Origin of the sequence: Ruegeria sp. HKCCD6119 (assembly GCF_013110585.1) — a bacterium.
Classification (GTDB): domain Bacteria; phylum Pseudomonadota; class Alphaproteobacteria; order Rhodobacterales; family Rhodobacteraceae; genus Ruegeria.
Genome location: NZ_WVQV01000001.1, coordinates 487,452 through 507,173 on the forward strand (window position 1 = coordinate 487,452; position 19,722 = coordinate 507,173).

General features: G+C 59.2%; 19 protein-coding genes. 10 read left to right on the plus strand and 9 right to left on the minus strand.

The window, feature by feature from the left end; genetic code table 11:
• Positions 1-70: 70 nt before the first annotated feature.
• Together ilvN and GS611_RS02465 are read right to left on the minus strand one after the other, a co-directional pair.
• A complete protein-coding gene (gene ilvN / locus GS611_RS02460; RefSeq protein ID WP_171631799.1) occupies positions 71-631 on the minus strand; it encodes an acetolactate synthase small subunit in 561 nt (186 codons plus the stop codon).
• A 69-nt stretch (positions 632-700) separates the two neighbouring features.
• Entirely contained in the window at positions 701-2,452 is a 1,752-nt protein-coding gene (locus GS611_RS02465) for an acetolactate synthase 3 large subunit (RefSeq protein ID WP_171631802.1), read from the minus strand.
• A 422-nt stretch (positions 2,453-2,874) separates the two neighbouring features.
• Between GS611_RS02465 and GS611_RS02470 the strand changes: the two genes are divergently transcribed.
• A complete protein-coding gene (locus GS611_RS02470; protein WP_171631805.1) occupies positions 2,875-3,720 on the plus strand; it encodes a hypothetical protein in 846 nt (281 codons plus the stop codon).
• A 47-nt stretch (positions 3,721-3,767) separates the two neighbouring features.
• A complete protein-coding gene (locus tag GS611_RS02475; protein WP_152458269.1) occupies positions 3,768-4,139 on the plus strand; it encodes a VOC family protein in 372 nt (123 codons plus the stop codon).
• A gap of 95 nt (positions 4,140-4,234) precedes the next feature.
• Here GS611_RS02475 and GS611_RS02480 read toward each other — a convergent pair whose 3' ends face one another.
• Together GS611_RS02480 and GS611_RS02485 are read right to left on the minus strand one after the other, a co-directional pair.
• A complete protein-coding gene (locus GS611_RS02480) occupies positions 4,235-4,882 on the minus strand; it encodes a response regulator transcription factor (protein ID WP_171631808.1) in 648 nt (215 codons plus the stop codon).
• Positions 4,879-6,312, minus strand: coding sequence for a cache domain-containing protein (locus GS611_RS02485; RefSeq protein WP_152458267.1), 1,434 nt, complete (start codon positions 6,310-6,312; stop codon positions 4,879-4,881). The genes GS611_RS02480 and GS611_RS02485 overlap by 4 nt, the downstream gene beginning before the upstream one ends.
• Before the next feature lie 245 nt (positions 6,313-6,557).
• Between GS611_RS02485 and GS611_RS02490 the strand changes: the two genes are divergently transcribed.
• The 3 genes from GS611_RS02490 to GS611_RS02500 all read left to right on the plus strand — a co-directional run bounded on the left by GS611_RS02490 (position 6,558) and on the right by GS611_RS02500 (position 11,059).
• Positions 6,558-7,640: a TRAP transporter substrate-binding protein gene (locus GS611_RS02490; protein ID WP_117868673.1), complete on the plus strand. Its 1,083-nt coding sequence runs from the start codon at positions 6,558-6,560 to the stop codon at positions 7,638-7,640.
• Positions 7,641-7,760: 120 nt separating this feature from the next.
• Positions 7,761-8,687, plus strand: coding sequence for a TRAP transporter small permease subunit (locus GS611_RS02495; RefSeq protein ID WP_171228130.1), 927 nt, complete (start codon positions 7,761-7,763; stop codon positions 8,685-8,687).
• Between the two features lie 17 nt (positions 8,688-8,704).
• Positions 8,705-11,059 (plus strand): TRAP transporter large permease subunit, encoded by a 2,355-nt coding sequence (locus GS611_RS02500; RefSeq protein ID WP_171631811.1) that lies wholly within the window; start codon positions 8,705-8,707, stop codon positions 11,057-11,059.
• Between the two features lie 132 nt (positions 11,060-11,191).
• Here the strand turns inward: GS611_RS02500 and GS611_RS02505 are convergent, their stop codons facing one another.
• From GS611_RS02505 to GS611_RS02520, 4 genes are all read right to left on the minus strand, one after another.
• On the minus strand, positions 11,192-11,581 hold the full coding sequence (locus GS611_RS02505; RefSeq protein ID WP_171631814.1) for a VOC family protein: 390 nt from the start codon (positions 11,579-11,581) through the stop codon (positions 11,192-11,194).
• 7 nt (positions 11,582-11,588) lie between these two features.
• A complete protein-coding gene (locus tag GS611_RS02510) occupies positions 11,589-12,413 on the minus strand; it encodes an arginyltransferase (protein ID WP_171631818.1) in 825 nt (274 codons plus the stop codon).
• Positions 12,414-12,488: 75 nt separating this feature from the next.
• Positions 12,489-12,920 (minus strand): RDD family protein, encoded by a 432-nt coding sequence (locus GS611_RS02515; protein WP_171631821.1) that lies wholly within the window; start codon positions 12,918-12,920, stop codon positions 12,489-12,491.
• A gap of 65 nt (positions 12,921-12,985) precedes the next feature.
• Positions 12,986-13,408: a DUF2852 domain-containing protein gene (locus tag GS611_RS02520; RefSeq protein ID WP_171631824.1), complete on the minus strand. Its 423-nt coding sequence runs from the start codon at positions 13,406-13,408 to the stop codon at positions 12,986-12,988.
• Positions 13,409-13,550: 142 nt separating this feature from the next.
• Between GS611_RS02520 and GS611_RS02525 the strand changes: the two genes are divergently transcribed.
• From GS611_RS02525 to GS611_RS02545, 5 genes are read left to right on the plus strand one after another with little or no spacing between them, the layout of a single operon-like run.
• Positions 13,551-13,940 (plus strand): nuclear transport factor 2 family protein, encoded by a 390-nt coding sequence (locus GS611_RS02525; RefSeq protein WP_171631827.1) that lies wholly within the window; start codon positions 13,551-13,553, stop codon positions 13,938-13,940.
• Positions 13,941-13,989: 49 nt separating this feature from the next.
• A complete protein-coding gene (locus GS611_RS02530) occupies positions 13,990-16,785 on the plus strand; it encodes a glutamine-synthetase adenylyltransferase (protein ID WP_171631829.1) in 2,796 nt (931 codons plus the stop codon).
• Positions 16,769-17,041: a hypothetical protein gene (locus GS611_RS02535; RefSeq protein ID WP_171631831.1), complete on the plus strand. Its 273-nt coding sequence runs from the start codon at positions 16,769-16,771 to the stop codon at positions 17,039-17,041. The genes GS611_RS02530 and GS611_RS02535 overlap by 17 nt, the downstream gene beginning before the upstream one ends.
• A 38-nt stretch (positions 17,042-17,079) precedes the next feature.
• The gene (locus GS611_RS02540; protein WP_171631835.1) at positions 17,080-18,282 is read left to right on the plus strand and encodes an RSP_2647 family RNA methyltransferase; all 1,203 of its coding nucleotides are present in this window, start codon (positions 17,080-17,082) and stop codon (positions 18,280-18,282) included.
• Positions 18,279-18,821, plus strand: coding sequence for an RSP_2648 family PIN domain-containing protein (locus GS611_RS02545; RefSeq protein WP_171631838.1), 543 nt, complete (start codon positions 18,279-18,281; stop codon positions 18,819-18,821). The genes GS611_RS02540 and GS611_RS02545 overlap by 4 nt, the downstream gene beginning before the upstream one ends.
• Before the next feature lie 70 nt (positions 18,822-18,891).
• Here GS611_RS02545 and GS611_RS02550 read toward each other — a convergent pair whose 3' ends face one another.
• Positions 18,892-19,578: a M48 family metallopeptidase gene (locus GS611_RS02550; protein WP_152458255.1), complete on the minus strand. Its 687-nt coding sequence runs from the start codon at positions 19,576-19,578 to the stop codon at positions 18,892-18,894.
• Positions 19,579-19,722 lie beyond the last annotated feature (144 nt).

Here is a 19,722-nt window from a genome sequence, read left to right on the forward strand (position 1 = left end):
AAATCGCCGGCCACCTTAAAAAGTGTTCCCGCCTTGGCTGCAAGACAAGTGCCAAGGCGGGACAGGTCGGTCAATCGCCGCGCAGCAGGGCCGCCACGCCGGTACGCGCGATTTCCATCAGGCCCAGCGGGCGCATCAGGTCAGCAAAAGCGTCGATCTTGTCGGGCGCACCGGTGATTTCGAAGATGAAAGAGTTCAGGGTGCTGTCAACCACATTGGCGCGGAAGATATCGGCCAGACGCAGGGCTTCGACCCGCTTGTCGCCTTCGCCGACGACTTTGATAATGGCCAGTTCGCGTTCAACCGAAGGACCTTCGACCGTCAGGTCATGCACGTCATGGACAGTCACGATCCGGCCCAGCTGCGCCTTGATCTGTTCGATCACCTGCGGTGTGCCTGTGGTGACAATGGTGATGCGGCTCAGGTGTCCTGTGTGATCTACCTCGGCCACGGTAAGGCTTTCGATGTTATAGCCGCGCCCCGAGAACAGTCCGATCACACGGGCCAGGACACCGGGCTCGTTCTCGACCAGCACGGCAATGGTATGGCGTTCCTGCACGTCCGAGAAGGTAGGTCGTAGGTTGTAGGCCGAATGGCGGGTAGCGCCTTTTTTGATATGTAGGGCAGACATTTATGTCCCTTTCATCATCCTTGACAGGTTGAGCGCAGCGCGGCGCTCAACCAAATCCGTCGAATTTTGTTAAACCAGAACCGAGCCTTTGCTGTCGATCACGCCCTGCGTTTCCGCCTCGCCCAACAGCATCTCGTTATGGGCTTTGCCCGACGGGATCATGGGGAAGCAGTTTTCGTGCTTTTCCACCAGACAGTCAAAGATCACCGGACCGTCATAGTTGATCATTTCCATGATCGCGTCGTCCAGATCGGCGGGGTCGGAACACAGGATACCTTTGGCGCCGAACGCCTCGGCGAGTTTTACGAAATCGGGCAGGGCTTCGGACCAGCTGTGCGAATACCGCTCGCCATGCAGCAGTTCCTGCCACTGGCGGACCATGCCAAGGCGTTCGTTGTTCAGGATGAACTGCTTGACCGGCAGGCGGTACTGAACGGCGGTGCCCATTTCCTGCATGTTCATCAGCCATGATGCTTCACCGGCGACGTTGATCACCAGCGCGTCCGGATGTGCCATCTGCACACCGATGGAGGCGGGGAAGCCATAGCCCATCGTGCCCAACCCGCCTGATGTCATCCAGCGGTTGGGGTCTTCGAACCCAAGGTACTGCGCCGCCCACATCTGATGCTGACCCACCTCGGTGGTGATGTAGCGATCATGCTTTTTCGTCAATTCTTCAAGCCGTTGCAGAGCGTATTGCGGTTTGATCGACTTTTCGCTGTTGGTGAAGGCCAGGCAGTTGATCTTGCGCCATTCGGCGATCTGCGCCTGCCATTTCTTGACGGCTGCCGCATCCGTCTTGCGCCCGCGTGACTTCCACACCTTCAGAATGTCTTCCAGTACATGCGCCACGTCGCCGACAATCGGGATGTCAACGCGGATGACCTTGTTGATCGAAGACGGATCAATGTCGATATGGGCTTTCTTCGACTTTGGAGAGAACGCGTCGATGCGCCCCGTGATCCGGTCGTCGAACCGTGCACCGATGTTGATCATCAGGTCACAGCCATGCATCGCAAGGTTCGCCTCGTAAAGGCCGTGCATCCCCAGCATACCCAACCAGTTTTCGCCCGATGCCGGATAGGCACCCAGACCCATCAGGGTAGATGTGATCGGGAAGCCGGTGGAATCCACCAATTCGCGCAGCAACTGGCTGGCTGCGGGGCCAGAGTTGATGACGCCACCACCCGTATAGAAAACCGGCTTCTTGGCTTTTTCAATGGCTGCAACAAGCTCGTTGATTTCCTCCAAATCGCCTTTCAGCACAGGCTGGTAGTGCGAGGTCGAAGGTTTCGGACTGTTGTATTCACCCGTGGCAAACTGAACATCCTTGGGAATGTCGATCAGTACCGGTCCGGGACGGCCCGACTTGGCCACATGGAAAGCCTCGTGCAACGTTTCGGCCAGCGAATTCGTGTCCTTTACCAGCCAGTTATGTTTGGTGCAGGGGCGGGTGATACCAACGGTGTCGGCCTCTTGAAAGGCATCCGATCCGATCATGAAGGTCGGGACTTGCCCGGTCAGAACAACGATGGGGATCGAATCCAGCAACGCATCGGTCAGACCGGTGACTGCATTGGTGGCACCGGGGCCGGACGTGACAAGCGCAACGCCCGGTTTTCCCGTCGATCGGGCATAACCTTCGGCCGCGTGGATCGCGCCCTGTTCGTGACGCACCAGAATGTGGCGAATGTCGTTTTGCAGAAAGATCTCATCATAGATCGGTAGCACGGCGCCACCGGGGTATCCGAATACCGTGTCCACGCCCTGATCCTTGAGGGCCTGAACCACCATCTTTGCGCCGGTCATCTCACGTGTCATCTGCTTTGCTCCGTTCGCGACATGTGTCTTGCGTTCGACAAAAAAAAGCCCCCGATTTTTCGGAGGCGCATGGGTTCGATTATGGTTTACCGTTACCGGCCCATGCGCGTGGTTCCTACGATTACGACTAGCGTTCTCATCGCCAGAGGCTCCTTTTTGCTTGGGGGCGACATTATGGTCGGGGGGAAGGGGCGTCAACAGACAATTGCACCAATTTTCTATCTCAACGGCTGTATTTTGCGACATTTTATTGCGCAGATTGCCGCATGTCGGGAATTTCCGGGAATTAGACGTGAAAACTGGCCGTTTTGTGTGCGGATAAGGCGGTCTGAAAGCGTCAGGCCGATGTCCGAAACGGGCATGATCATTACTTTTTTCTGCGCCACCCTGAACGTGCAGGGGGCAAAACCCGGAGGCTTGAAATGTTGCAGGACCTGGTTGATCTTGGCCGCTATCCAATCGATCGTCCGGATTCACCGGCTTATGATCAGCTGATCGAGGATTTGAGACGCGAGTTGGAACAGGATGGATGTGCTGTTCTGCCGGGTTTCGTGCACGAGGCAGGGGTCAAACTTCTGGTGCAAGAAGCCGAGGGGGTGGCGCCCAAGGCGCACCGGTCCTTCAACAGAACCAACGCCTATTTCACGAAGGACGACCCAAGGCTTGGCATCGCCCATCCGATCCGCCGGTTCTATGATCGTTCGAACGCCTTTGTTCCGGCCGACAATCTTGCGAAATCCGGCCCGCTGCGGCGCATTTACGAGTTCGACGGCTTTCTTCCCTTTGTCCGCGATGCCCTGAATGAACCCGAAGACCGCTTTTTTCGCTACGATGACCCATTGGCGGACGTGATCATCAATGTCGTGGAAGAAGGGCAGGGCTTTCCCTGGCATTTCGACACCAACAACTACACCGTGACGCTGGCCATCCAGAACGCAGAGACGGGCGGCGCGTTCGAGTACGCGCCCAATCTGCGGACGGCGGAAAATGAAAACTTTGATCTGGTAGCCTCGGTTCTCGATGGGAACATGGGGCGGGTTCGCCGGCTGGAACTGCAGCCGGGGGATTTGCAGATCTTCAAGGGCCGGTATTCACTGCACCGGGTTGCTCCGGTCAGCGGCATGTGCCGTCGTTATGTCGGCATCTTTTCCTTTGTCGAGGCTGAAGGCATGTGTGGCGGTGTGGAACGGACGCAGCAATTGTATGGCCGCGTTTTGTCGCATCACTACAAGCGCGCGGGGCTGCGAAAGGATCAATTGCTGGATTGAGTGGTCAACCTCGGTACAATGCATCTGTTTCCTGTCCGGAGAGTCAGATGCCCAAGATTTTGCAGCTTACACCATTTGTGTTGTGCTCGTCCCTGAAGGACCAGATCGACTTCTATTGTGATCGCCTTGGGTTCACCTGTGGGTTCACGCAAGACAATTATGCCTTTTTGAAACGTGGTCCTGTTGCGATCCGCCTTTTGGAGTGCCCGCCGCGGGATGACGGCAAGCCATTGGGTGATGAACACTCCTTCTATATCGATGTTGAAGATATTGATGGGCTTTATGACAGCCTGCGTGACCGATTGGCCGATCTGCCCGAAGGCCGTGTCAGGCCGCCGTTCAATCAGCCCTATAATCAGCGTGAATTCCACGTTCTGGACGAAGACGGGACACTGGTTTTTTTCGGAGAAGGTCTTTGACCCGGCGGGTACCGCTCCCGCCCATCGTCAACACGCCTGCGGCGTGTATCCTCTGGTTGGGCCGGGCAGCGCTGCGCGCTGCGGGCGCGTGCAGATCAGAATCCGACGCCGGTCCCTTGCAGTACGCCATGTTCCAAAGCGTAGCGTGTCAGCCCGGCGGTTGAGGATATGCCGAGTTTGCGCTTTATATTCTTGCGGTGCGTTTCGACCGTCCGCACGGAAATATCCAGCGTTTGCGCAACTTCCTTGTTGGATTTGCCCTGCGCCAGTTCAAGCAGAATGGTCTGTTCACGTCCGGTCAGCGCTTCGCGCACGTTGTCGCCCTTGGGCTTGAGCGATCCGCTGGCGCCGGTGCACAGATACCGTTCACCCCGCATCACCGCATCAATGGCCTGCTTGATCTCTTCAGTGGGAACGTCCTTGAGCACGTAACCTTTGGCACCGTGGCTGAGCGCGGTCGAGATATATTCCGGGCTGTCATGCATCGACAGGATCAGGATGCGCGTTTCCGGCAATCGTTCCAGGATGATTTCCGTGGCGCTGAGACCGCCGAGGCCGGGCATGTTCAGATCCATCAGGATCACATCCGGGGCAAGATCAACAGCCTGATCCACTGCCGCCTGTCCGCTGCCAAGCGTACCGACAACTTGGATCTCATCATAGCTTTCGAGGATGGACTGGATGCCCTCGGCCACCATTGGATGGTCGTCGACGATAAGAACTCGGATGCTTTCGGCGCTCATGTGCCGGCCTTTCGGTTCGGAGTTGCGTCTTCCTGCGGCGGCAGAAGGTGGCTCAGCGGCAGACTGACTTCGATGACAGTGCCGCCACGCGGTCCGCGTGATGACAGAATGCGCAGGGACCCGTCAAGCTGTTCGATGCGTTCTTGCATGTTGCGCAACCCGATCCCGGTGCTGGGGGTGCTGGGATCGGTCCGCATGCCCCGGCCATTGTCCGTGATCCGCATGGTTGCACCTTTCTTGTGCCCGCGCAGGTCTATCGTAACATGCGTGGCTCCAGAGTGGCGCTCGATATTGGTCAGCGCCTCTTGCGCGATGCGATACAGGGCAATCTTGCTGTCCTGATCCAGCCGGTTGCGGAACACCACGGTCGAGAATTCCGTCTCGATCCCGGTGCGGTCCCGGAAATCGTCGGTCAGAGCTTTCAGCGCTGGCCCAAGACCCAGATCGTCCAGCACGCCGGGGCGCAGGTCGCGACTGATGCGGCGGACCTCGGTGATGGCGGTGCCAAGATGGTCAATCCCTTTGTCCAGCGGATCGCGTGCGCCCGCGTCATCGCCGCGGGACAGGCGGCGCCGCGCGTTGTCCAGCGCATAGCGTACACCGACCAGTATCTGGCTGATGCCGTCATGCAGTTCGCGGGCAACGCGGCCACGTTCCTCTTCCTGGGCATCGAAGACGCGCTGGGTCAGTTCCTTCAGCTTGGCGTCTGCAAGTCTGCGCTCGCGGATGTTCAGCAACATGCCGGATGCAAAGACGATGAGCACCGCCGCCACAACGATCGCGCCGATATACATGAAGGTGCGCTGAACGCGGGCCTCGACCTCGGCCCTGGCGTTGGCGACCGTTGCAACGATGTCGTCGATGAAGACCCCGGTTCCCACGACCCAGCGCCAGTCCTGAAGCCCGACGACATAGGCGATCATCTGTGCTTCCTCTCCGGTCGAGGGCTTTTGCCACATGAAGCTGTGCCAACCGGCCCCCTGGCGGGCGAGGCGGATAAACTCGTCAACGATCGGAGTGCCGTCGCTGTCCGTCAGCCCTTCCCAGTTTCGGTTGATGAACTGCGTCTGGCGGGGGCTGACCAGGTTGTTGCCGTCATAATCGTAGACAAAGAAGAACCCATCCTGGCCATAGATCATTGCCGACAGGATTTGGGACACGAGGTTTTTCGCGACCTCATCATCAGGCTCGGCCCGGCCGTAGATATAGGCGAACCCGTTGCGCGCCTGTGTTACGTAGTTGCGCAACTCTTCCTTCTTGGCTTCGACCAGGCTGCGTTCCAGCGCTTCGATCTCACGCTCGGCGGTCGCGCGGGCCTCGTATGCCACAAGCACGGCAATTGCCGCCACGGCCACGACCAGCGGGATTGCCGCAACCAGTGACAATTTCTGCGCATAGGTCAGCGAGACCAGATGTCGGAGTCTTTGCATGGACGAATCGATACGCAAGCGGCGGCGAAAATGCAAAAAGATTGGGCTTTGTTCGGGGAATACAGAGATTATCGTCGGGGAAGACGTGATTTGCGGTCTGATTTCTTGCCGGAAATCGCAAAGAATCCGATTCTCTACGCAGTAGTAGGTATTCCCTTTCAGTTCGGTCACATTAGGCTGACGCGCACTGAATGCGACAGGTCCGGTTCTGCCGGGCCGTGACTATGAAGGGGAGGAACACTCATATGGATCGTCGTTCATTTCTGAAAAAATCCGCGCTGGGCGGTTCGGCTGCTGCTGCAACTGCTCTGGCAGCACCGGCTTATGCGCAGGGACAGCGTACTCTGACCATGGTGACCTCGTGGGGTCGTGGTCTGGCGGGCGTGTTTGACAGCGCGCAGCGTTGTGCCGACAGCATCAACGCCATGTCTGATGGCAGTCTCAATGTTGAAATCAAGGCAGCGGGCGAGCTGGTTGGCGCCTTCGAAGTATTTGACGCGGTGTCGTCGGGTCAGGCCGACATGTACCATGCCGCTGACTATTACTTTGTGGGTCAGCACCCGGGTTATGCGTTCTTCACGGCCGTTCCTTTCGGCATGACGGCGCAGGAACTGGTGAACTGGTACTATCATGACGGCGGTATGGAGCTGCATGACGAGCTGGGCGAAATCTTTGGCCTGAAGTCCTTCCTGGCCGGCAACACCGGTGCGCAGGCGGGTGGCTGGTACTCGAAAGAGATCAACAGCCCCGAAGACTTCAACGGTCTGAAGTTCCGTATGCCGGGTCTGGGCGGCAAGGCACTGGGTAAACTGGGCGCATCCGTACAGAACATTCCGGGCTCGGAAGTGTATCAGGCGCTGTCGTCCGGCGCGATCGACGGTACCGAGTGGATCGGTCCATGGGCCGACGAAAAGGCCGGCTTCCAGGAAATCACCAAGACCTACTACACTGCGGGCTTCCACGAGCCGGGCGCAGGTCTGTCGCTGGCAACCAACCGCGACGTGTTCAATGAACTGACCCCGGCACAGCAGAAGATCATCGAGATCGCTGCCGCCGAAGCGCACCAGTGGAACCTGGCACAGTTCCTGGCCAACAACGGCGCAGCGCTGCAGCGTCTGCAGGCGGGTGGCGTCAAGGTCCTGGAATTCCCGGACAGTGTCTGGGACGCGTTTGGTCAGGCCAGCCAGGAAGTTCTGGACGAGAACATGGGCGATGAGCTGTTCAAGAAGATCCACGACAGCGCGATGACGTCGATGGCAGCATCGTCTGCTTGGAACAACCTGTCATCGGGTGTTTACACCGCTCAGCGCGACCGTGTTCGCGGCTAAGCCATTCTGATCCAAGAAAAACCGGTTCCCCCGCGGCGCGGGGGAGCCTTTCCCGTTGCGCTAAGGGGTTTGGGCAAGCAACAATAATCCCATGCACAACTGAGACGACCTGGGGACAACATGCAGGACGAAAACGGTATCTCGTTCTTCGGCGCCCTGTGGAATGGACTGGTCTGGTTCATTCAGAACATTGCCGAAGCCTTCTATAATTTCGGATACGCCATCACGCATCCGCAACTCTGGCTGGACTGGTCCGACAAGGCGTCGATCATGCGCTTTGTCTATTACGGCGGTTCGGTCGAGTTCTTCTTTGTGGTTTTCACGTTCTTTCTGGTTCTGACGGCCATCGGGCTGTACTACCGGAACTTCATGTGGGCCATCGTGCGGGGCCTTGAGGGGTTCGCCAATACCACCGGGCGTTTCTTTGCCTGGGCGGGCCTTTTGATGGTGATCCAGCAGATCGTGATCGTTTTCATGCAGCGGGTATTTACCAGACCCGATATGTCTTTTGGTTTGGGTATCCCGTTCCAGATGGATATCAGTTGGTTCGCGGAAGAACTGAAGCTGTATAATGCGATGGTTGTCTGCCTGTGCTGTACCTACACATTCGTGCAGGGTGGGCATGTGCGCGTTGACCTCATTTATGCAGGCATCAGCCACCGTGCCAAACGGGTGGTTGATATGTGCGGTGCGGTTTTGTTCATGATGCCCATGGCGGTGCTGACCTGGATGTATGGCTGGTACTTCATGTGGCGGCACCTGATCGTGCCGAAGCCTTCGGCCAGTGACACGCTGGACCGGCTGGTGGCCAAGTCCCGCGCCCTGCGCTGGAACGTGGAAACCATCGGGTTCAGCCCAAACGGGTTCAACGGATACTTCCTGTTCAAGATCTTGCTGGTGGCTTTTGCCGCGATGGTGTTCTTGCACGCAATCGCATTCCTGTACCGCTCGTATCTTGAGTATGTGGAAGGACCGGAAAGCACTGGAAAATACCTCGACAAGGACAGCCTTGGTGAGGGCGAAGAAGCCTATGAAGGCGCGCATTAAGGACGGAGACCAAGACAATGCTATTCGGACTTGATGGCGTCGAGATAGGCCTCATTATCGTATTCTTCTGCCTCTTTGGGGGCATCCTTTCCGGCTTCCCGGTGGCCTTTGCCATCGGTGGCGCCGGGGTGATTTCCTTCGGGATCATTGCCGCGCTGGACAGCGCAGGGCTGTTGGTCCACCAGGCAATCGACACAGGCTCACAAGCTTATCGGGATCTGGTGAATTCCGGGGTCAAAGCGGATGTCATTTCCGTGTTCCGATACCCGGAGTTACCGAGGATCGCCGAGCCGGTTTTTGTGCAAGGTTGGGAAACCGCGCTGGACCGCAACGTGTCGTTCATCGTCAATCGCATGAACGAACGTGTTTTGGCCGGTCAGTCCATCGAGACATTGCTGGCAGTGCTGATGTTCGTTCTGATGGGTATCACGCTGGAGCGTTCAAAAATCGCGAACGACCTGCTGACGACGATGGCGCGCGTCTTTGGACCGCTGCCGGGTGGTCTGGCCGTGTCCATCGTGGTTGTGGGGGCATTTCTTGCGGCCTCTACCGGCATCGTTGGCGCGACCGTGGTGACCATGGGCCTGCTGGCGCTGCCAACCATGTTGCGGAACAATTATTCGCCGGAACTCGCAACGGGTGTGATCGCGGCCTCGGGTACGCTGGGGCAGATTATTCCGCCCTCGATCGTGATCGTTCTGCTTGGCACATTGGCGGGCGATCTGTATTCCACGGCGCAAGAGACACGCGCTGTCGAGGCCGGCTGCACCGATGCGCTGACCTATTTGGGAGAGCCGGCGGTTGTATCGGTCGGAACCTTGTTCCAGGCGGCGCTTTTGCCGGGGATCCTTCTGGCGCTGCTTTATGCGTTGTATGCGTTTGGTTATGCATTGCTGAATCCCCATAAGGCACCTGCCGTGGCGCTGTCAGGCGGGTCGGGTGAGCCGATCACCCGGTCCGAAGGTCTGACTTGGCTGCTGGGGGCACCGGTTGCGCTGATTGTCGGCACCGTGTTGCTGGGCAATGTCGGCCTGATCGGCAGCCAGAACATTTCGGTCTCGGCTTTCTCGGACATCGGACAGGGCGCATCGTTGCGAACCAACGTGTCGGAAGAATGCAAGGTATCGATGATCGATCTTCATGGTCAGGCCGCCTGGGATCAGGCCGTCGCCGAGCAGGACGCCATTGACGCCGCTGGCGGTGCAGCTGAGTCTCAGCGCCTGACAGAAGAAGAACTGGCCGCCGCACAACAGGAAATGATTGCATCAGCCGCACCAATTGGAACGGGTGTCGCGATCACCGTCGTGCTGTTGGGCCTTACTCTGGTTCTGGGTCGTGGCATCGCCCCCTCGCGTACGCCACAGCCGCTTATCGTTGGTGCGATTGGTCTGCTTCTTATGGTGTTGGTCGATATCTTGCTGATTTCGCCCACGACATCTTCGGGGGCGACGTTCCTGTTGCTCGCGTTGCCATTTGCGCTGGCCATGTATGGTTGCAAGGAAGCCGCAGCGCGATGTGCGACCAATGACCTGATCCGCGTGGTTTTCCCGCCACTGGTTCTGATCATCGCTGTTCTGGGGTCGATCCTGGGGGGAGTGACCAACCCGACGCCGGCGGCGGCGCTGGGTGCGGGTGGCGCGATCATGCTGGCGGCCTATCGCAAGCTGCAGGATCAGGGGCGATCGGGCAAGGTGATCATCTGGTCGACCTTTGCCGTGATCATCGCCTTGCTGATGGGGGTGAACTTTGACCTGCGGGTCAATCAGGGCAATGTGACGTTGGAGACCTGGATCGCCTTCATCATCGCGTATGCGGCCTATCTGTACGCCTTGTTCGGGCTGCTGTTCGGGTGCTGGGTGCTGTACTCCAGCGGAGTTCTGACCCCGGTGGTGCGCGAGACGGCCAAGGTGACCTCGATGGTGTTTACCATCCTGATCGGATCCCAATTGCTGAACCTGGTGGTGATCTCGTTCGGAGGGGAGCACTATATCCAGCAATTCCTGAAGAGTTTTGACAACGAGTTCACGGTCTTCCTGATCGTGATGCTGGTTTTGTTCATACTGGGCTTCGTGCTGGATTTCCTCGAGATCATCTACATCGTGATCCCGATCGTTGGGCCGGTGATCTATGGCGGTTCGTTCGACCCGAAATGGGTGACGATCATGGTGGCGGTGAACCTGCAAACATCCTTCCTGACACCCCCGTTCGGGTTCGCGTTGTTCTACTTGCGAGGGGTTGCGCCGAAGGAAGTGACGACGGGCCATATCTATCGCGGGATCATTCCGTTTGTTCTGATCCAGGTGGTAGGGATCGCAATTCTGTGGTTCTTCCCGGCGATTGTCACGATCGTACCGGACCTGATCCCGAACTGATCCGGATCATCAAAATGCAAAAGGGGGCCCGAAGGCCCCCTTTTTCTTGTTTGTTGCTGAGAAGGGGCCAGCCCCTTCTTGCCCTGCCGCCAATTCATCCCCGGGATATTTTCGGCCAGATGAAGAAGCGGATCAGGTGAATTGGATCAGATCCCAGCGGTTGTCATAAGGATCGCACCAGACAGCGACTGTGCCATAGGTTTCGACGCGGGGGGTTTCTTCGAAATGGACCCCATTGGCACGCATCTGTGTGTAGTCGCGTTGGAAATCATCGGTTTGAATGAAAAAACCCACACGGCCGCCGGTCTGGTTGCCGATGGCGGCGCGTTTTTCGGGCCCGTCGGCTTTGGCCAGAAGAAGGGCGCCGCCGTCTGAACCCGGCGGTGTGATCAGGACCCAGCGTTTTCCGCCTCCGAGATCGATGTCCTTCAAGAGCTGGAAGCCAAGTCTTTCCGTATAAAACGCAAGTGCGTCATCGTAATCCGGCACCACGAGGGTGACGGCGTGCAGCTTCTGTTTCATCGGATGGTCAGCCCTTGGTGGGGTGGCGGTCGGGAAGCTGGATATTGGCCACTTGCTCGGCAATCGGAGCGGTGGACAGGGGGTGCCGTGAGGAAGCGCAGAAGGTATCAGGATCTGTGATCTTTTGCCATTCGCCCTGAACATAGGCTTCAAGCCCGGAGAATTTTGCCTTGTAACCCATCTTGGGGCTGCCGGGGACCCAATAGCCCAGGTAGATATAGGGCAGGCCAGCTTCGCGCGCGATCTCGATATGGTCCAGGATCATATAGGTGCCCAGAGAATTCTGAGGCTGGTTCGGATCGTAGAAAGAGTAGACCATGCTCAGCCCATCATCGAGCACGTCGGTCAGGCTGACAGCGATCAGGTCGCCGGTCTCAGGATCTGCATACTCCACCACTTGGCTTCGAATCGGGGTTTCTTCGATCATTGCCGCAAATTCGAACACGTCCATGTCGGCCATGCCGCCATCGGCGTGCCGGGTGTCAAGATAGCGGCGGAACAGCTCATACTGCTCGTCCGTGGCCCATGGCGATGTGGCGCGGCGTTGCAGATATCCATTGCGTTTCACAGCGCGTTTCTGGCTTTTTGTCCGGCGGAAAGCCGAGACGTCGATCCGGGCGGACAGGCAGGCTGCGCAATCTGTGCAGGAAGGGCGGTAGAGCACATTCTGCGACCGGCGAAACCCCTGCTGCGACAGGGAATTGTTCAACTGTTCCGCACCTTCGCCCTGAAGCGCGGTGAACAGCTTACGCTCCATCCTGCCATCGAGATAGGGGCAGGGTTGCGGGGCCGTGACATAGAATTGTGGCGCAATTGGCAGCGTGTGTCGCATGAAGTTCCCAGATAGCCTCGGGAGGGATGATAGCAACCGTTCCCGAGGCCGCCAAGTGTTTCGCGCAACCGCGTGTCAGGCCCGTCGATTGATCATGACCGTGCCCAGAAAACTGTCGGTCAGACCCTGACCGCGGGCGCTGGTCAACATCATGATCACCGAGATGATCTGGATCACCGCAAACGCCATGCTGACGAAATAGCCGGCAGTGTGGGCGATGGCCTTGCCCATATCCATTCGTTCTCCGAATGCGTCGCGCAATTCGATTCCCATGAACCGCATGCCCAGTGTGGCCGAGCCGTTGGTGATGGTTACTACGCGATAGACAAAGCTGATCACGGCATAGATCACTGCCAGAAAAAACAGACCGAGGCCTGCGCTCAACAGGATCGCCACCGTGCAGAGCAGCGAGATGAAGGCGATATCAAACAACCAAGCGACAAAGCGTTTGCTTGTCACCGAGCGGTAGAAATCAGGTTGGGTATCCGGGTCAGGCAGGTGGTTCATTCGTCAGGTCCGAAAAAATGGGTCAGGGTACCCTGTCCCGGATTGCCGGGACAGGGCAAGGTCAATCAGGCCGGCTTGGCATTTTCGTCGTCTTCATGGTTCTCGCGGGCGCGTTCGTCCATGAACTCGTCGAATTCGGCCTTGTCCTTGGCATCGCGCAGGCGGCGCAGGAACGCCTCGAAGTCCTGCTGTTCGCGTTCAAGGCGGGCCAGTGTATCTGCCTTGTAGGCGTCAAATGCGCTGTTGCCTGATGGTTTCATCGCGCTCATGTGGCTGTGCCAGGATTTGCGGCGGCTGCAGGATTTGCTGAACATGCGTTTGCTCCAGATCATGTAAGCCAGAAGGGCCAGGCCAACCGGCCAGAAGAAGATGAAACCAAGGACCATGGCGGCAATCCAGGCCCCTTTGCCTTTGTCATCCAGCCAGGCCTCGATTCGATAAAGCCATCCCGGATTCGCGGGGACGGCGGGGTCGGACAATGCGGTCATTTGAGCTCTCCAGGGTTGATGTAAACTCTTTTCACATTGATTAGATGGGGTCGTGGGCGGGGGTTGCAAGGGGGTAATGTAAAAAAGATTTACATTCAGCAATTCGGTTGACGGTGAGCGCAATCAGCCGCAGGTTGCGGAAATGGATTTGACAGAACACAAAACGGCACCTGCGCTGGATGAAATTCTGAATTTGGAAAAGCAGGTCTGGATGGCGCTGGTCGAGGGCAACGCAAGCGCGGACCGGGCGTTGCTGAGCGCGGATTTTCTTGGGGTCTATCCGACGGGATTTGCCAATCGTGACGATCATGTCGGTCAATTTGCAGACGCACCGACGATGGCCGAGTTCGAACTGAGCGGCGAAAGACTGCGTGTTCTGACACCGGATATCGTCTTGCTGTCCTACAAGGCCGATTACCTGCGCCCGGGTGCGACAACGCGCGAGGCGATGCTGATTTCGTCGTTATGGGAACGCAGAGACGACGTTTGGGTCAACAGTTTCAGTCAGGACACGCCGGTTCAGAACACCTGATCAGAATGCCCCATTGACGATCACGCGCCGCGATGCGCAGTTTGCGCCCATGACAGACGTTTTAGCCATTTCACGACTTCCGCGCGCTTTCGATCCATCCTTGGGGGCCGAAGCGCGGGCCCTGATGCCTGATTTGCCGGCCGAGATGGCGGAATTGGTGGCGGGCACCGCCGGTTCAAGCCCCTATCTGAAAAGTCTGATCGAACAAGAGAAGGGCTGGCTGCCCGAGGCCCTGATGCACCCGGATCAGGCATTGGCTGACGTCATGTCTGCTGCGCGTGATCTGCCGCCGGATCAGTTGAAACCCGGATTGCGGCAGGCCAAGCGGCGAATGGCTCTGCTCACGGCGTTGGCCGATATTGCAGGTGCGTGGCCGTTGGAGAAGGTCACGGCGGCCCTGACCGATTTCGGTGCGCTGGCCGCAGATGTTGCCGCCAAGGCCGAGATCGCAACATTGATCCGGCGTAAGAAGCTGCCGGGCATGACCGAGGATGATGTCGAAACCGCAGCCGGCCTGGTCATACTGGCGATGGGAAAGATGGGCGCGCATGAGCTGAACTACAGCTCGGATATCGATCTGATCGTCCTGTTTGATGAAACGCGCTTTGACCCCGATGACTTCTACGAGGCCCGGCAGGGCATGGTTCGGGCCACGCGCAACTTCTGTGCGACGTTGAGCGAGAAGACGGCGGATGGCTATGTGTTCCGAACGGATCTGAGGCTGCGCCCCGATCCGGCCGTGACACCGGTTTGCATGGCGATGGAGGCCGCCGAGCGGTATTACGAAAGCCTCGGTCGTACGTGGGAGCGCGCGGCTTACATCAAGGCGCGCCCCTGCGCCGGGGATCTGGATGCGGGGCAGCGTTTCCTTGACGGCTTGCGCCCCTTTGTCTGGCGCCGCCATCTGGACTTTGCCGCCATTCAGGACGCCCATGACATGCGCCTGCGCATCCGGGAAAACAAAGGGACGGGCGGGTCTTTGTCGATCCCCGGTCACGACATGAAACTGGGGCAGGGCGGTATCCGCGAGATCGAGTTTTTCACGCAAACCCGCCAGTTGATCGCGGGTGGGCGGGACGCTGACCTGCGGGTGCGAGGCACGGTTCCCGGGTTGGCGGCGCTGGCGGCAAAAGGCTGGGTGCCACAGGATGTGGCGGACAAGCTGACAGATCATTACCGCGCGCACCGCGAAGTCGAACATCGCATCCAGATGATTCATGATGCGCAGACCCACAAGGTGCCGAACTCACCCGACGGGATCGAACGCGTCGCCTGCCTGATGGGGATCAGCAGCGCCGAGTTGACGCAGGACCTGAAAAACCGCCTGACCGAAGTGCATGAGCTGACCGAAGGGTTCTTTGCCCCCGGACCTGGTGCGGCGCCCGCCCATGTACAGGATGTGGAGTTCGACAAGAACGTTCTGGCCCGATGGACGACATATCCGGCCCTCAGGTCCCAGCGCGGCGCGCGGATTTTCGAACGTCTGCGCCCCGAATTGCTGTCACGTCTGGCCAAAACCGCCAAGCCCGACGAAGCATTGATGGCTTTGGACGGGTTCCTGGCGGGCCTGCCCGCCGGGGTGCAGCTGTTTTCGCTGTTCGAGGCGAATCCGCAACTGATCGACTTGTTGATCGATATCGTCGGAACCTCGCATGCTCTGGCATCGCACCTGTCCCGCAACGCGTCGGTGTTCGATGCGGTGATCGGGGGCAGTTTCTTTGCGGATTGGCCCGGGCAAGAGGCGTTGAAAGCGGAATTGACGCAGGCTTTGTCGGAAGAAACGGATTATGAAACCCAGCTTGATCTTGCCCGACGCTGGTGCAAGGAATGGCATTTCCGGGTCGGCGTGCATCACCTGCGCGGCCTGATCGACGGAAAAAAGGCAGGTCGGCAATATGCCGAGCTTGCGCAGTCGGTCATCCCGGCCATCCTGCCGCATGTCACCGAGAATTTCGCCCGCAAACACGGCCCTGCACCGGGGCGTGGCGCTGCCGTGCTTGGGATGGGGTCGCTGGGGGCAGGCCGGATCAACTCGCAATCCGATCTGGACATGATCGTCATCTACGATCCTTTGGATCAGGACATGTCTGACGGTCCGCGCCCTTTGGCCACGCGCACGTATTATGCGCGGTTCACGCAGGCCCTGATCACGGCATTGTCCGCTCCGATGTCGCAGGGACGCTTGTATGAGGTCGATATGCGATTGCGTCCCTCGGGCAATCAGGGGCCGGTCGCGACCAGTTGGGCCAGCTTTGTCAATTACCAGCGGAACGAAGCCTGGGTGTGGGAGCATCTGGCCCTGACCCGCGCGCATGTTGTTGCCGGGGATGCCGGACTGGCCGAGGAAATCGAGGCCTTCCGCACCGAGTTTCTGTCGCACCCGCGAGAGCAGGGGAAGGTTCTGCGCGAAGTGGCCGAGATGCGGTCGCGCCTGGCGGCGGCCAAGGCGCCCGCCGGCATCTGGGACGCCAAGAACGGCCCCGGCCGGCTGATGGATATCGAATTGATGGCCGAAACCGGTGCTTTGCTGGCAGGGTCGGCGCAGCGCGATGTCGCGTCGGGTCTGGATGGCGCCGTCGCAGCCGGCTTGCTGGATGTCGCGCAGGCGCAATCTCTGAAAGACTGCTATGACCTATTCTGGTCGGTGCAATGCGCCGCGCGGTTGCTGTCGGGCAAGACGATCGAAGCCGACAAGATCGGCGAAGGCGGTACAGCATTTTTGTGCCGCGCCACCGGGTTCGAACAGGTCGAGGCGTTACAGGCGGCATTGCAGGAATGTTACACGACTGCGGCCGATCTGATCGGCGGCGTGATCAAGGGGGAAGAAGATGGCGCGCAGCAGTGATCCCAACGACCACAAAGGTCTGATCCGCGAAGCCTATCGAATCGACGGCATCACCCTGCCAGAGTGTCGCAGCATTTTTTTGGACTGGGCGCTGAGCCTTCCCGCAGATCGCGACCAGAACACGGCGCTGGCCGAGCTGCACGCGGGCTATGCCGAGCAGAACCCCGATCATCCGATGACACAGGTTCTGACCGAAGGCCTTCAGACGGCAAAGGCCCCAGAACGCCGCGGCGGTTGGCGATCCCGTAACCGCTAGGGCTTTCCCACCGGCGCGTTCAGGACTATGAGGGCGCCATGACCCAATCTGCCGACCGTCCCCGTATCCGCCTGAAACCCAAAGCCAATGCGCGCGGCCTGCGCCATGGTTTCCCCTGGGTCTACGCCAATGACATCGTCACCGACCGCCGTACCCGAAAAATTCCGGCGGGCGCTCTGGCCGTGCTCGAAGATGACAAACGGGCGCCCGTCGCGCTGGTCGCGGTCAACACCTCGTCCAAGATCATGTGCCGGGTGCTGGACCATGACATCGACGCGCAGCTTGACGCGACGTGGTTCGAGAACCGTTTGCAGCGCGCCCTCGATCTGCGAGAAAGCCTGTTTGACGCCCCGTATTATCGCCTGATCCATGCCGAAGCGGACGGCTTCCCCGGCGTCATCATCGACCGCTTTGGCGAGGCCTGCGTCATTCAGCCGAACGCGGCCTGGGCCGAGGCGCACCTGGATGTGCTGACCCAAGCTCTGGTCAAAGTCACTGGCGTGACCACGGTGCTGAAGAACGCCTCGGGCCGTACACGCGGGCTGGAGGGGTTGGACGACGTCAACCAGGTATTGCGCGGAACCGCGCCCGATGCGCCCCTGCCGGTACCGATGAATGGCGCCACCTACATGGCGGATCTGACAGGCGGTCAGAAGACCGGGCTGTTTTACGACCAGCGCCCCAACCACGCCTTTGCCGCGCGCCTGGTTCATCCCGATGCGCAGGTGCTGGACGTGTTCAGCCATGTGGGCGGCTTCGGTCTGGCGATGCTTGCAGGCGGTGCGGGGCAGGCATTGTCCGTCGATGGCTCAGCCGCCGCGCTCGACCTGGCGAAAAAAGGGGCCGAGGCGTCGGGCCTTGCTGAAAAGTTCCAGACCCGACAGGGCGACGCGTTCGAGGTTCTGACTCAACTGGGTGAAGAAGGCGCGCGATTTGATGTGGTGATCTGCGATCCGCCCGCGTTTGCACCGTCCAGGCAAGCGCTGGATGCGGGGCTGCGCGCCTATGAACGTATCGCACGACTGGCGGCGCCTCTGGTCAAACCCGGTGGTTATCTGGGGCTGTGTTCGTGTTCGCACGCGGCTGACCTGAGCCGGTTCCGCGATGCGTCCTCCCGTGGGATCGGGCGCGCCGGGCGTCAGGCGCAATTGATCCACACCGGGTTTGCGGGTCCCGATCACCCGCAACTGCCGCAACTGGCGGAAAGCGGCTACCTCAAAGCAGTGTTCTACCGCCTGTGAAGGCCGTTCTCGACACCTGCGTCATCTATCCCACGGTGATGCGCGAGATGCTGCTGGGCGCGGCCCGCCTTGGCCATTTCACTCCGATCTGGTCTGCCCGCATCCTCGAAGAATGGGCCCGCGCCGCGCGCAAGCTGGGCCCGACGGGCGAGGCGCAAGCCCGCGCCGAAATTGCCTTGGCGCAAGCGCAGTGGCCAAGGGCCGAACGCGCGCCGGTCCCGGGGCTGGAGCAGCGCCTCTGGCTGCCCGACGCAGCCGATATCCACGTTCTGGCGACGGCCATCACCGCCTCGGCCGACGTCATCGTGACCGTCAACGCCAAGGATTTCCCCAGAAATATTCTGGCAGAGGAGGGGCTCGACCGCCGAGATCCCGACGGCTTGCTGCATGGTCTCTGGTTATCTGACCCTGACGGCCTGGCGACCATCGCCGATCGCGTTCTGAGTGAAGCCATCCGCCTTTCCGGCCACCAATGGACCCTGCGGGCGCTGATGAAAAAGGCCCGCCTTCCACGCCTTGGCAAGGCGCTCACCCAATAAACTGGATCCCACTTCATCTGGCTAAAAATATCCCGGAGAGCGCGAGAGGCTGGCCTCTCGCTGCGCACCCTCAGCCACGCGCCCAACGCTGCTCAAGGGCCTCCAGTGCCGCAATGCGCTCACCCGTTTTCGGGTGGCTCATCAACCATGCCGGGGCAACGCCCGCCCGTTGTTGCGTCAGGTCTTCCAGCTTGTGAAACAAGGATTTCTGCGGCCCGATCCCGATTCCGGCCTTGGTCAGCAAGGCGGCGGCATATTCGTCCGCCTCATACTCATCCTGTCGTGACAGGCGCGAGGCCAGTAATGATGTCAAGGCATTCGCAATCATCGCTCCGATAAACGGAATAAACCGGTTCAGCACCATGATCAGCGCCGTCCGCATCGCGTTTTGGCCTGAAAAATCAATCATCCGTCGCTTTGCGTGACCCAAGGCTACATGTCCCAGCTCATGTGCGATCACGCTGGCCATTTCCTCGGCCGACACCTCTCCGTTGCGGAATTTTCGGTAAAACCCGCGCGTGATGAAAATCCGACCATCCGGAGCAGCCAGCCCGTTCACCGGGTCAATCTCGTAGATATAGACAGGGACCCGATCGATTTCCAAAGCTGCGGCAAGCCGGTCCGTCATACGTTTCAGCACCGGGTCGGCCAGTTCGGTCGATTTTGCGTCCAACTCACGATGGGTGCGCCAGACCGAAATGCGGTACATCACGATGGCATAGCCAATTGCCAGCAGGATCGGGGTCAATCGAAGCATGTCAAAGATATGGTCCGAACATGGGCGTTGCGCAAGTCACACCTGCGGGATGTGCGTCGGGACCCGCATAATCTTTTTTCGTGCGCCGAAATCGGCATAACCTTTTTTCGTGCGCCGAAATCGGCACAACCTTCGATAAGTTGT